The following is a 12,013-nucleotide window of genomic DNA, read 5'->3' as shown; positions in this document are numbered from 1 at the left end:
GGGGCTCACATCCTAAAGAGGCCGAAGGAGGTTTCCGGCAGCGGGGTCCTGGCGCACACATCCAGTGCCAGCCCGAGGACTGTGCGGGTGTCGGCGGGGTCGATGATGCCGTCGTCCCAGAGTCGGGCGGTGGCGTAGTAGGGGCTGCCCTGGTCTTCAAACTGGGCCAGGACGGGGGCCTTGAAGGCGTCTTCGGCGGCGACGGACCAGTCTTCTCCGCGGCGTTCGTGCTGCTCGCGCTTGACGGTGGCCAGCACCGAGGAGGCCTGGTTGCCGCCCATGACGGAGATGCGCGACGCCGGCCACGTCCAGAGGAAGCGGGGGCTGTAGGCGCGACCGCACATGGAGTAGTTGCCGGCGCCGAAGGATCCGCCCACAATGACCGTCAGCTTGGGGACGCGGGCGGTGGCAACTGCCGTGACCATCTTGGCACCGTGCTTGGCAATGCCGCCGTGCTCGTAGTCCTTCCCGACCATGAAGCCGCTGAGGTTTTGCAGGAAGATGAGCGGGATGCCGCGCTGGTCGCACAATTCGATGAAGTGTGCGCCTTTCAACGCCGATTCGCTGAACAGTACGCCCTGGTTGGCCACAATGCCCACGGGGTGCCCGTGCAGCGTGGCGAACCCCGTGACAAGCGTGGTGCCGTAGTTCTTCTTGAACTCGTGGAACTTGCTGCCGTCCACCAGCCGGGCGATGATCTCGCGACAGTCGTAGGGGGTGTTCAGGTCCGTGGGCACTGCACCGTAAAGTTGTGCGGAATCCGCTGCGGGCGGTTCGCCCGCCGCCACAGCCCACGCGGGGGTTGGGTTGGGAGGCAGCGTGGCCACGATGTCGCGGATGATCGCCAGGGCGTGGTCGTCATTTTCCGCCAAGTGGTCCACCACGCCGGAGATGCCGGCGTGGACGTCGCCGCCGCCGAGTTCCTCCGCCGTGACAATCTCGCCAATGGCGGCCTTCACCAGCGGTGGTCCGCCGAGAAAGATAGTGCCCTGGTTGCGCACAATGACCGTTTCATCGCTCATGGCCGGCACGTAGGCTCCCCCGGCCGTGCAGGAGCCCATGACGGCGGCGATCTGCGGAATCTTGGCCGCGGACATCTTGGCCTGGTTGAAGAAGATCCGGCCAAAGTGCTCCTTGTCCGGAAACACTTCATCTTGCATGGGCAGGAACGCGCCGCCGGAGTCCACCAGGTAGATGCAGGGCAAACGGCTTTCCAACGCGATTTCCTGCGCGCGCAAGTGCTTTTTCACCGTCATCGGGTAGTACGTTCCGCCCTTGACGGTGGCGTCGTTGCACAGCACCATCACGTGGCGGCCGTGGACCAGCCCGATGCCGGCGATGACCCCGGCGCCGGGGGACGCGCCGTCGTACATTTTGTGGGCCGCCAACGGTGCGACTTCAAGGAATGGGCTGCCCGGATCGAGCAGGCGGTCCACGCGTTCCCGCGGGAGCACCTTGCCGCGTGCCACATGGCGTTCACGGGATTTTTCCGGCCCGCCCAGCGCCGTGGTGCGCAACGTTTCACGCAATTGTGCGGCCAAGGCGCGCTGCTGGGCGGCATTGCGGACAAAGACCGCTCCGGTCGGTTCCACTTGGCTCTGCAAAGTCTCCATTGACCCCTCATTGACGTCATCGCCGCTACACTGAGTTAATACTAACTAAGTTAATAGTTACTAACTGAATTTCAGGTTAGTCCGTCCTCCCGGTGATGTCCAGCACACGAACGGGAAATAGGAGCAAGGGTCCCATGCAGCCGACAACCACCCGCACCCAGGCCAAGGCCATGCGCCGCTCGGTGCTGCTCGCTTCCGCCGCGTCCCTCTTTGCCCGCCGCGGCTTCAACGGTGTCTCCATCGAAGACCTCGGAGCTGCGGCCGGGGTCAGCGGTCCGGCCGTGTACAGGCACTTCAATGGCAAACAGGCACTGCTAGGAGCCCTGCTGGTGGGGGTCAGCGAGGACCTGCTGGACGGCGGGCGCGCCGTTGTCCAAACCGCTTCCGACGCCGATGCCTGCTTGCACGCGCTGGTCGCCTTCCACGTTGATTTCGCCGTGGCACAGCCCGATGTCATCCGTGTGCAGGACAGGGATTTTGACAGTCTGGGCGAGCAGGACAGCACGGCAGTGCGCTCACTGCAGCGCGCTTATGTGGAGCTCTGGGTGGACGTGCTCGGGCAGTTGTTTCCCGAACGCGAAGCCGCGCTGCGCCGGCTGCAGGCCCACGCCGTCTTTGGGCTGATCAACTCGACCCCGCACAGCGTGCGCATCCACGGCCGCACGGCTGCAGCAGCCACCTCCATGCTCGAAGCGATGGCGTGGGCGGCGCTGACTGGGGCCGTGCCGCCGGATTGAAAATCGGAAAAGGCGATTGAAAGCGAAAGGGAAGCGCCGGTCTCCGGCGCTTCCCAGCCACATGCACTGCCCTTGGGCTGTGTCTGGAACGACCACTCCTTGAACAGTTTCAATGAATTTCATGCAGGGTCATCAGTGGGCCGTTGCACCTCCGTGATGATGTGACGTGCCCTTGTGCATGCTTGGCTGCAGGGCAAGAACCCCAACAATCAACGCAATGGCACCGGCAATCCATGACGTCCAGGTTGCTCCGGTGTGCACGGTGTAGCCTGCAATCCACGGCGAGATGAACAAGAGCGCGCCAAGCAGCAATAGAATCCATTCGGCCACCGGTTGCACGGTGCCCATCAGGTTCCAAACACCGGCGATGATCAGCAGTACGCCAACTCCAATCATCATCACCATGGAGCTTGCCTGCTGTGTTGTCCAGAGTGTTGCCAGGGCGGCGTACAGGCCTGCAATCACGGCCACATAGTCCTGCCAGCGATTCCACCTCTTCATTGTTACCAACCTCCTCATGAGTTGGCTCCCACAGTGGGGGTCACTTAAAATATACGTCCGAATGGACAGCTTTTGAAGAGTCTTTGTGTTGCATTGGGGCCGCGTTTCAGCCGAGCACCAGTGCCATGGCAGGGTCTGCCATGACCGCTCCCACATCTGCCAGGAAACGGGAGCCTTGGGCGCCGTCCACAAGCCTGTGATCAAAGGACAAACTCAGCGTCATCACCTGTCGCAGCGCCACGGTGCCCTCGTGTTCCCACGGCATGCGGCGCACGGCTCCCAGTGCCAGGATGCCGGCCTCGCCCGGATTCAGCAGGGGCGTGCCGGCGTCGATGCCGAACACCCCGATATTGGTGATGGAGAACGTGCCTCCGGCCAAATCCGCAGGGGCCGTTTTCCCTGCCCTTGCCGTTTCCGCCAACTCCCCCAGCGCGACGGCCAATCCGCGCAGCCCCAACGCCTGGGTGTCCTTGATGTTCGGCACCACAAGTCCCCGTGGCGTCGCGGCGGCAATGCCGAGGTTCAGGTAGTTGAACGACACCACCTCTTGGGCTTCCTCGTCCCAGTGCGAGTTCAGCGCCGGGTGCCGGGCAATCGCCAGCGTGACGGCCTTGGCAGCCAGCGTCAACGGGGTCACCTTGAGAGCGGAAAACTCCGGCTGCGAGCGCAACTTCGCTAGAAAGTCCATGCCTGCCGTGACGTCCACGGTCAGGAATTCGCTGACATGCGGGGCGGTAAAAGCACTTTCCACCATTGCCTGCGCCATGAACTTGCGCACGCCCTTGACGGGGGTGCGCACTTCCCGCGCCAGGTCCCCGTCGTTGTCCCGGGCTTTCACGTCCGACGCCGGAGCCGCCACCGCGTCCACGCCCGAACCGCCGGCTGTGTTGTCGGCGGCATTTTCGTTGTGGTCGCCGACAAAAGTGAGTACGTCGTCGCGCGTGATCAGTCCCCGTTCCCCTGTGCCGGTCATCTGTTCCAGACCAACACCCAGGTCGCGGGCCAGCTTGCGCACCGGCGGCGTGGACCGAGGCCGGTCCGCTTGTACCGGAGCCTCATCCGCCTTTCGCTCCGGCGCAGCGGCGGTCACTGTCCGTGCCCTGCGCACGGGCTTGGCGGACGATTCCGGATCGGCGCCGTAGCCCACAAGCGTGGGCACCCGCTTCGGCTCGTCGTCGGTCTCGGGCTCCGCGCCGACGGAGTCCGAGATGGGAACCCGGGAGCGGCTTCGGGCGTCCGCGATGGGGCCACGGTCCCCGGGGCCCCCCGCCGAGCTTGCGAGGTTGGGGCGGGGCTGGGGACGGGCGGGGTCCCCATCTCGGACGGAGCCGGCGCCGGCATCCTCCGCGGAACCGGAATCGCCTGCGACGTCAAACTCGATGATGACTTCACCCACTTCAACCACAGTGCCCGGTTCGTGCGCAATGGCGCTGACGGTGCCGGTGTAGGGCGAGGGTAGTTCCACCACCGCTTTTGCGGTTTCCACCTCGGCAATAACTTGGTTGAGTTCCACGGCGTCGCCCACGGAAACGTGCCAACTGACGATTTCTGATTCGGTGAGGCCTTCGCCAAGATCCGGGAGCCGGAATTGAACCTGCATTGTCAGTCCTCCATGCCTGTGCGTGAGTTGGTCCGGCCCAAGGCGCAGTCAACGCCGTCAAGAATCCTGTCAAGGTCCGGAAGGTGGTGCTTTTCCAGCTTGGAGGGCGGGTAGGGCACGTCAAAGCCGGTGACCCGCACGGGGGCCGTCTCAAGGTAGTTGAAGCAGCGTTCAGTGATGGTGGCGGCGATCTCCGCGCCGAGTCCCAGCGTCTGGGAGGCTTCGTGGGCGATGACAAGCCTTCCGGTGCGCCGCACCGACTCCATCAGCGGGACATAGTCCACCGGCGAGAGCGAGCGCAGGTCCACGACGTCGATCGAGATGCCTTCCTCGGCTGCGGCACTGGCGGCGTCGAGCGCTGTTTTCAGCATGGCCCCGTAGGCCACCAAGGTGACATCGGTGCCGGCGGCCGCCACGCGTGCCGAGCCCAGTGCCGGGGCAGCACCCAAGTCCGCTTCCAAGTCCACGTCGCCCTTGGCGTGGTAGCGGCGCTTGGGTTCAAAGTAGAGGACGGGATCGTCGCTGGCGATGGCTTGGCGCACCATGGTGTACGCATCCTGCGGGTTGGAGGGACTGACCACGCGCAGCCCTGCCGTGTGCACAAAATACGCTTCCGGAGATTCAGAGTGGTGCTCCGGCGAACCGATCCCGCCACCAAAGGGCACGCGGATGGTCAGCGGCATGCGTACCTTCCCCTGGGTGCGGACGTGGAGTTTGGCCACTTGGGACACGATCTGGTCAAAACCCGGGTAGATAAATCCGTCGAACTGGATCTCGCACACGGGCCTGAAGCCTCGGTAGGCCAAGCCCACGGCGGTGCCGATGATGGCTGATTCGGCCAGCGGCGTGTCGATGACACGGTGCGAGCCGAAATCCTTCATGAGCCCGTCCGTCACGCGGAACACCCCTCCGAGGGTGCCAATGTCCTCACCCAGCAAAACAACCTTGGGATCGTCCTCCATGGCTCGCCGCAGTCCGGCGTTGATGGACTGTGTCAGTGTCAGCTGGCTCATGGCCGGCTCCCTTCCATGGTGCTTGCACCCTTGGTGCCTGCCGCACCCGAGCTTGAGCTTGTGCCAAGGCCCTGTTCCGCGGCGAAAAAGCCTGCCAGGTACCTCTCGTAGTGGTCGCGCTGGCGTTCGAGGATGGCGTGACTGTCGGCATAAACATTGTCAAAAATGCTCATTGGCTCCGGATCCGGAAGGCTGATGCAGGCTTGCCGCAGCTCGGCCCCCACGGTGTCGGCCGTCGTTGCAATCTCGGCTTCAGCTCCGGCGTCGAGCTTCCCACGGCCCTGCAACAGGGTCCTGAGCCGGGCGATGGGATCTTTGGCACCCCATTCCTCCAACTCGGTGACGCCACGGTAGCGGGTGGGGTCGTCGGCGGTGGTGTGGGCTCCCATGCGGTAGGTGACTGCTTCGATGAAGCTGGGGCCGCCGCCGGAGCGGGCACGGGCCGCGGCCCAACGGGTGGCGGCGAGAACTGCCAGGACGTCGTTTCCGTCCACTTGCAGACTGGGGATGCCGTAGCCGGGCGCGCGGCCGGCCAAGGGCACGGACGATTGCAGGCCCACGGGTTCCGAGATGGCCCAGTGGTTGTTTTGGCAAAAGAAAATGACAGGTGCCTGGAAACTGGCGGCGAAGACCATGGCCTCGTGGACATCACCCTGGCTTGTTGCGCCGTCGCCCAGATAGCCGATGGCAAGCGATTCCTTGCCCTCCAAACCCAGGCCCATGGCGTATCCGGCGGCGTGGAGGGTTTGCGCGCCGATGATAATTTGCGGTGTGGCCATGTTGATCTCGTAGGGATCCCAGCCAGTGTTGGTATTGCCGCGCCAAACGCCCATCATCTGCGAAAAAAGCGCCCCGCGGCAATACGCCACCCCGTTTTCGCGGTAGGTGGGAAAGATGAAGTCGTCCGCTTCAAGGGCCCTGGCCGACCCGACTTGAGACGCTTCCTGGCCGAGCATGGGTGGCCACAGTGCCAGCTGCCCCTGACGTTGGAGGGCCGTGGCTTCACGGTCGATGCGGCGTACCGCCACCATGTCCCGGTACAGTCCCAGCAGTGTTTCATCGTCAACGTCGGCAATGAATTCCTCGAGCAATTCGTCTTCGACACGCTGCCCGTCCGCGGTAATGAGTTGGTGCATGTGCATGGGCCCCTGGTCCTCCGGCTCTTGGCGTGGATCACTCATTTGGCTCGCCTCCTTGTCAGTGGCGCGACTTCTTTGTCGATAATGGTGACGATACTCACGTCACGCATGCGGTGCAATAACCGGCACGAAAATTGAGCATTCTGCCCTGTCTCCAGCCTGGCGACCGTGCTATTCTGCGCAGTATGTCTACTTTTGACGGGACCGACGCACGCATCCTGCTTGCCATCTGCGAGGACTCCCGCCAGACGGTGGTGGCCATGGCCGCGCACCTTGGCCTTTCGCGCAACACGGTCCAGGCCAGGCTGGCATCGCTGGAGAAACGCGGCGCCTTCTTGAACTTTGACCACCGCATCAGCACTGCAGCTCTCGGATACCCCCTGACCGCGTTCATCTCCATCCACGTCCAGCAGCAAAAGCTCGGCGAGCTGACCGCATCCCTGGCCGCCATCCCCGAGGTGGTGGAGGCTCACGGGCTCAGCGGCCGGGCCGACCTGCTGGTGCGTGTTGCGTCCACGGGCGCCGAGGACCTGTTTCGGATCAATGGCAAGATTCTGGCATGCGACGGGGTCGAACGGACGGAAACCTCGCTGGCCATGAACGAAATCGTGCCGTTTCGGCTTGACCCGCTGCTCCGGCGCGTCATGGGCACTGAAGGCAAATAGGACTGCACGTCTCGTGGGGTGCCCTTCGCGGAGCCTTTTCCCGTGCCTGCCCCTTTCAACTCTCGCAGCGGCGGCGTAGCGTTGAGGCACCTGCCTGTCACCGCACACTAGGGGGAAGACCATGTTTTCCAGACGCCAACACACACACTGCAGCATTGCGCCTCCGGATTTGCTGGCGCAGCTCGCCATCGACGGCACCTCGGGCCAAAAGGAAGCCGCAGTGCGGGCGCTCGCAACCTCCGCCGCGTTCCGCCAGCAACGAGCCGTCATGGGCCGGCTGACCCGCCAGTTCGGATTGCCCATGGGACAACTGGTGGGCTTCAATATTTCAGCGACCCGCCGCCTGACCGTCTATGACAACCAAACGAAGGGACGCACGTTCCTGCCCGGAGTGCGGATACGCGGTTGGGGCGAGCCGGCCAGCAAGGACACGTCCGTCAACGAGGCCTATGACGGCAGCTCCGAGACCTACGACTTTTACCAACGGGTCATGGGCCGCAATTCCCTGGACGACGCCGGCATGGAGTTGGTCTCCAGCGTCCACTACGGCGTTGCCTACGACAACGCGTTCTGGGACGGGACGCAAATGGTCTACGGCGACGGCAGCGGGCAGATCTTTCAGGTCGGCGGCCTGACCCGGGCGCTGGACGTGATTGGCCATGAACTCACCCACGGGGTCACCGAGTTCACGGCCGGGCTCGCCTACAGCAAGCAATCGGGTGCCCTCAACGAGTCGTTCTCGGATGTTTTCGGCTCGCTCGTGAAGCAGTACACGCTCAAGCAGACCGCCTTGGAAGCTGACTGGTTGATTGGGGAAGGTGCGCTGGTGCCGTCGCTGGGGAAGGCGCTGCGCTCCATGAAAGCGCCGGGAACTGCATATTCCGGGGACCGCCAGCCAGCCACCATGGATCACTACGTGGAACTTCCCGATGACAATGACCCCCGCAACGACAACGGCGGGGTACACATCAATTCCGGGATCCCCAACCACGCCTTCTACCTCGCGGCGATGGAGATGGGTGGGAACGCATGGGAACAGGCCGGAAAGATTTGGTACCGCACGCTCACCACCAAACTTCATGCCAACACCCAGTTTGACGAAGCGGCACGGTCCACCGTCGAAGTTGCCGGGACGCTCTATGGCACCGCGGAAGCACAGGCAGTGGAGGGTGCTTGGCGGGAAGTGGGCGTGCTGCCATGAAACTGACAGTGCGGATTGGCGGAGGATTTGCCGGCATGGTGGCCGTCGTGGCAGTGGACTCCAGCGTCCTCCCGCCGGACCAGGCACAAGACTTTGCAGCGGAGGTGGATCGTGCAGGGTTGCGGACCATGGAGCCCCCGGTTCCTGCCGGGCAGCGAGCCGATGCGCAGCTGTACGAGGTGTCCCTGCACGAGGGCGAGCAGCAGCGCGACCTGCATTTCACCGACGAATCCATGCCGGCGGATGTCGAAAAGCTGGTGCATTGGATGCGCCAGTGCCCCGGTCGGACCGAATCGCTGGAACAGTAGGCCCGGCGGCACGGAACCCTTCCCCGACGACGCGGCAGAACGGGGAAACAACGCGAAACTAAGCAAAAACTGAGCGAGAAGGCACCGTTCCGGCTCGCGCAGTTGTTGCTGCCCAAACTCGAAAAAATAAAAGTGCCCAGCCAATCCAAACCATTCCTGTGCCGGCTCCGAAGAACCTACAGGGGTTCATCCTGGACCCTCACAGGACAAGGCGGGAAGTCTCTCCCGCCACCGGGAAAAGGATTATCATCATGCGCACTTCACCGAACAGATTGCTTGCCACCGTCTTTGGCGCCGTTTACCTCCTGGTAGGGGTTTTGGGGTTCTTTGTCACCAGCGGAATTGGGTTCTTCGCCACCGAAGGCCGAAATCTGATCATTTTTGAAGTCAACCCATTGCACAACGTCATCCACCTCGCCATTGGAGCTGCGTTGTTGATCGCCGGGTTGTCTTCGGTCAAGGCCTCCAAGACAGTTAACTCCACGGTCGGATTGGTCTACCTGCTGGTGGGGATTGTTGGCTTGTTCCTGCCAGGAACCGCATTGAACATCATCGCCCTCAACGGGGCCGACAACGTCCTCCACCTGGGCAGCGCCTTGGTGCTGCTGGCGATCGGTCTCTCCCAGGACCGCGCACGCACACTCCAGTCCGCCTAGCCATGGCGATCGTCCAGCATCCGGCAGTCCCCTCCGCGAGTGGAAGGCGAACTGCACGGCTACAGAAAGCCACAGTATTCGGCCAACCCAGCAGCGAACTCGGCTCGATGTGCGTCAGCATAGCCATGGTGGGCGTCGCAGCCTTGGCAAGTGCCGCAGCATCCAGTCTCATTCCGGGACTCGGCGGGAAGGCTACCGGCCTGGACACGCCGTCGTGGATCCTCTTGGGCAATGGTGCAGCCGGAATGGCTTCGGCGGCCTACGGTCTCGCAGCTCTCGGATATGGTTTCGCATCGTTTCGCCAAGGACGACTGCCGGCGGCCAAGACCCTGCAGCTCACGGTCTCAGTCGCCGCTGCCGTCCATCTGGTCGCGTTGCTGGTGGGATTATGGCGATTGCCGGAGGCCGGGAGAACGTTTGACCTCACGTTGGCTTCGCTCGTGGTGCTCGAGCTCTCCATCGTCGCCATCATAGGATGGCAACGCAACACGGCTTTGCGGTGTTCCACTGATCGAAAGAGGGCCAAGCAACACTCGGCCATGACAGTGGTTGGCACCATGTTCGCAGCTTCCGTACTTGTCGCGGCTGTGGCGAGCGCCGGCATGGCCGCCTCCACGGCGGGCGGCTTGGCCGTGCCGCATTCCGAGCACGGCGCCCATGAAAGCAGCGTCACAGACACCGACCAAGTACCGGCCAACATCCAAAACCTCAAGAACCAGGGCCATCAGCACTAAGGCCGTCATGCTCCGCAGCAAAGGCCCTTCCCGGCACAGGGAGGGGTCTTTCGTGCGGCCAGGGGCATCGGACTTCCCCCGTGCCGCGCGCCGTGGCCGGGTGCCAGGTTGGTAATCTAAAGGCCATGCTAATGTACAGCCGCTGCGAAATGAAGAAGCAATGAGCACGGGTCCCAGGATGTCCAAGACCGCTTCCATGACGCCGGTGATGGTTTCGCTGGTCTTCCTGGTGGCGTTGAACCTCCGTCCGGCCTTGACCGCAGTGGGCCCTTTGCTGCCCAGCATTGGAGCGGAGGAGAACCTGGACGAGGGGCTCCAGGGTTTGTTGGGCGCACTGCCGCTGCTGGCATTTGCCGCAGTGTCCCCGCTGGTCCACTTGGTCTCGCGGCGTCTTGGGATGGAACGAACCATCCTCATAGCACTCGGACTTCTGGCCGTTGGCACGGTGGTCCGTTCCTACACGGGGGCGCCTGGTCTGTGGTTGGGAACAATAGTGGTGGGCAGCGCGATCGCCATCGGCAACGTTCTGGTGCCAACCCTCGTCAAGCGCGACTACGTCACCCGCATCTCCCGAGCCACAAGCATCTATTCAGCGTGCATCACCATTTCCGCATCGATCGCATCCGCCGTCGCCGTCCCGCTGGCAACAAGCACGGGATGGCGGGGCTCGCTCGCGTTTTGGGCCATACCTGCAGTGGTGACCGCCGTCATATGGTTGCCCCGCGCACGCGCCGCGTCCCCGGACAGCGATTCCGTTTTACCGACTACGGTCCCGGTCGGTACCGTGTGGAGGCAGTCCACGGCCTGGTTCGTCACCGCGTTCATGGGCCTGCAGTCCACCACGTTTTACATCATGGTCACCTGGCTGCCCACTATCGAAACCGCCAACGGGAACTCGGCCCAACAAGCCGGGCTGCACCTTTTCATGTATCAGATAGTGGGCATCGTCTCCGGGTTGTCGATCCCGCGGATGATGCGCCGGCCGCACAACCAAGTGGCGGCGGCCGTCACCGCCAGCGTGCCCATGCTGGTCGGCGCGCTCGGGTTGCTGCTGTATCCGGGGTGGGGCATCGCATGGGCGGTTGTTGCCGGCCTCGGTTCGGGGGCTTCACTGGTGGTGGCGCTGACCCTGATCAGCCTGCGTGGGCGCACTCATGCAGAGACCACACAGCTCTCTGGAATGGCACAGTCCGTGGGTTACCTTTTTGCCGCCATGGGCCCCGTAGCGGCAGGTTACTTCGCACGAGTGACCGGAGGGTGGCAGGCTTCGCTGCTCCTGGTCGCGGCCCTCGCCGTCTTGCAGGGGGCTTCGGCACTCGCTGCCGGCCGGGCACGAAAGCCGCATCCGGCCACCACCCCCGCTTAGCGGCATACCGCCGCCTGGCACGCGAAAGGCCCCGTCCGACGTCGTAATCCGACGCCGTACGAAGCCTTCCTTAATACGTGGATGGGCCCACAGCTCCGAGGGCCCCAGTATGGCACGCTCAACGAACCATACTGGGGAGGAGCGGATGGTTGGGCCCACGCGCCCGAGGGCCCCGCCGCGAGCTTGCTAGCGTTGGGAGGGCCTGGATGGGCCCACGCTTGCCAGGTTCCGGATAAATCGCCTCAGCGATTTATCCGGCCGGCAAGTGGGGATTAGTGGCAATGCCGTTCGGTTAGGCCGTGGTGTTTGATGTCAAGTCGGCGTGTCTAGTGCGGAATGAGGTGTGGCTCCTGTTTGAGTAGTTCGGTCCACCAAGACTGATCTACTCCAACGGGAGCCACTATGTCCGATTCTGCCATCAATCATGCCTCGGGGGTATTTGCCCCTGGCCATTTGGGTGAGTTGACCCGTGTCATCCCA

The 12,013-nt window shown here is 63.5% G+C and carries 12 protein-coding genes; 7 read left to right on the top strand and 5 right to left on the bottom strand.

Annotation, left to right across the window (positions count from 1 at the left end; genetic code table 11):
* Nucleotides 1-5: 5 nt before the first annotated feature.
* Nucleotides 6-1,613, bottom strand: coding sequence for a carboxyl transferase domain-containing protein (locus tag QMG25_RS10355; RefSeq protein ID WP_283459945.1), 1,608 nt, complete (start codon nt 1,611-1,613; stop codon nt 6-8).
* A 134-nt stretch (nt 1,614-1,747) separates the two neighbouring features.
* Here QMG25_RS10355 and QMG25_RS10350 point away from each other — a divergent pair, with 134 nt between their 5' ends.
* Nucleotides 1,748-2,350 (top strand): SACE_7040 family transcriptional regulator, encoded by a 603-nt coding sequence (locus QMG25_RS10350; RefSeq protein ID WP_283459944.1) that lies wholly within the window; start codon nt 1,748-1,750, stop codon nt 2,348-2,350.
* A 132-nt stretch (nt 2,351-2,482) separates the two neighbouring features.
* On the opposite strand, the gene QMG25_RS10345 is transcribed toward QMG25_RS10350, so the two are convergent.
* The 4 genes from QMG25_RS10345 to pdhA form a co-directional block, all read right to left on the bottom strand.
* Nucleotides 2,483-2,851, bottom strand: coding sequence for an SPW repeat protein (locus QMG25_RS10345; RefSeq protein ID WP_283459943.1), 369 nt, complete (start codon nt 2,849-2,851; stop codon nt 2,483-2,485).
* Between the two features lie 106 nt (nt 2,852-2,957).
* Nucleotides 2,958-4,451: a dihydrolipoamide acetyltransferase family protein gene (locus QMG25_RS10340; RefSeq protein ID WP_283459942.1), complete on the bottom strand. Its 1,494-nt coding sequence runs from the start codon at nt 4,449-4,451 to the stop codon at nt 2,958-2,960.
* A 2-nt stretch (nt 4,452-4,453) separates the two neighbouring features.
* Nucleotides 4,454-5,464, bottom strand: coding sequence for an alpha-ketoacid dehydrogenase subunit beta (locus QMG25_RS10335; protein WP_283459941.1), 1,011 nt, complete (start codon nt 5,462-5,464; stop codon nt 4,454-4,456).
* Nucleotides 5,461-6,645: a pyruvate dehydrogenase (acetyl-transferring) E1 component subunit alpha gene (gene pdhA / locus QMG25_RS10330; RefSeq protein ID WP_283459940.1), complete on the bottom strand. Its 1,185-nt coding sequence runs from the start codon at nt 6,643-6,645 to the stop codon at nt 5,461-5,463. The genes QMG25_RS10335 and pdhA overlap by 4 nt, the downstream gene beginning before the upstream one ends.
* A 143-nt stretch (nt 6,646-6,788) precedes the next feature.
* On the opposite strand from pdhA, the gene QMG25_RS10325 reads away from it, so the two are divergent.
* From QMG25_RS10325 to QMG25_RS10300, 6 genes are all read left to right on the top strand, one after another.
* Entirely contained in the window at nt 6,789-7,268 is a 480-nt protein-coding gene (locus tag QMG25_RS10325; protein ID WP_283459939.1) for an Lrp/AsnC family transcriptional regulator, read from the top strand.
* A gap of 121 nt (nt 7,269-7,389) precedes the next feature.
* A complete protein-coding gene (locus QMG25_RS10320; RefSeq protein ID WP_283459937.1) occupies nt 7,390-8,469 on the top strand; it encodes a M4 family metallopeptidase in 1,080 nt (359 codons plus the stop codon).
* On the top strand, nt 8,466-8,777 hold the full coding sequence (locus QMG25_RS10315; protein WP_283459936.1) for a protealysin inhibitor emfourin: 312 nt from the start codon (nt 8,466-8,468) through the stop codon (nt 8,775-8,777). Before QMG25_RS10320 ends, QMG25_RS10315 begins: the two co-directional genes overlap by 4 nt.
* 251 nt (nt 8,778-9,028) lie before the next feature.
* On the top strand, nt 9,029-9,433 hold the full coding sequence (locus QMG25_RS10310; RefSeq protein WP_283459935.1) for a DUF4383 domain-containing protein: 405 nt from the start codon (nt 9,029-9,031) through the stop codon (nt 9,431-9,433).
* Between the two features lie 107 nt (nt 9,434-9,540).
* Nucleotides 9,541-10,167, top strand: a complete 627-nt coding sequence (locus QMG25_RS10305; protein WP_283459934.1) for a hypothetical protein — start codon at nt 9,541-9,543, stop codon at nt 10,165-10,167.
* A 160-nt stretch (nt 10,168-10,327) separates the two neighbouring features.
* Nucleotides 10,328-11,533: a CynX/NimT family MFS transporter gene (locus tag QMG25_RS10300; protein ID WP_283459933.1), complete on the top strand. Its 1,206-nt coding sequence runs from the start codon at nt 10,328-10,330 to the stop codon at nt 11,531-11,533.
* Nucleotides 11,534-12,013: the final 480 nt, after the last annotated feature.

It is taken from the genome of Arthrobacter sp. H35-D1 (genome assembly GCF_030063185.1).
In the GTDB taxonomy this organism is placed as follows: domain Bacteria; phylum Actinomycetota; class Actinomycetes; order Actinomycetales; family Micrococcaceae; genus Specibacter.
The sequence above is the reverse complement of the archived record's forward strand: the minus strand, read 5'-3'. Positions and strand labels throughout refer to the sequence as shown.

What these genes read in the sequence shown, in the direction of transcription:
- QMG25_RS10355 (WP_283459945.1), bottom strand. Translation starts at nt 1,613, where the DNA reads ATGGAGACTTTGCAGAGCCAAGTGGAACCGACCGGAGCGGTCTTTGTC.
- QMG25_RS10350 (WP_283459944.1), top strand. Translation starts at nt 1,748, where the DNA reads ATGCAGCCGACAACCACCCGCACCCAGGCCAAGGCCATGCGCCGCTCG.
- QMG25_RS10345 (WP_283459943.1), bottom strand. Translation starts at nt 2,851, where the DNA reads ATGAAGAGGTGGAATCGCTGGCAGGACTATGTGGCCGTGATTGCAGGC.
- QMG25_RS10340 (WP_283459942.1), bottom strand. Translation starts at nt 4,451, where the DNA reads ATGCAGGTTCAATTCCGGCTCCCGGATCTTGGCGAAGGCCTCACCGAA.
- QMG25_RS10335 (WP_283459941.1), bottom strand. Translation starts at nt 5,464, where the DNA reads ATGAGCCAGCTGACACTGACACAGTCCATCAACGCCGGACTGCGGCGA.
- pdhA (WP_283459940.1), bottom strand. Translation starts at nt 6,645, where the DNA reads ATGAGTGATCCACGCCAAGAGCCGGAGGACCAGGGGCCCATGCACATG.
- QMG25_RS10325 (WP_283459939.1), top strand. Translation starts at nt 6,789, where the DNA reads ATGTCTACTTTTGACGGGACCGACGCACGCATCCTGCTTGCCATCTGC.
- QMG25_RS10320 (WP_283459937.1), top strand. Translation starts at nt 7,390, where the DNA reads ATGTTTTCCAGACGCCAACACACACACTGCAGCATTGCGCCTCCGGAT.
- QMG25_RS10315 (WP_283459936.1), top strand. Translation starts at nt 8,466, where the DNA reads ATGAAACTGACAGTGCGGATTGGCGGAGGATTTGCCGGCATGGTGGCC.
- QMG25_RS10310 (WP_283459935.1), top strand. Translation starts at nt 9,029, where the DNA reads ATGCGCACTTCACCGAACAGATTGCTTGCCACCGTCTTTGGCGCCGTT.
- QMG25_RS10305 (WP_283459934.1), top strand. Translation starts at nt 9,541, where the DNA reads ATGTGCGTCAGCATAGCCATGGTGGGCGTCGCAGCCTTGGCAAGTGCC.
- QMG25_RS10300 (WP_283459933.1), top strand. Translation starts at nt 10,328, where the DNA reads ATGAGCACGGGTCCCAGGATGTCCAAGACCGCTTCCATGACGCCGGTG.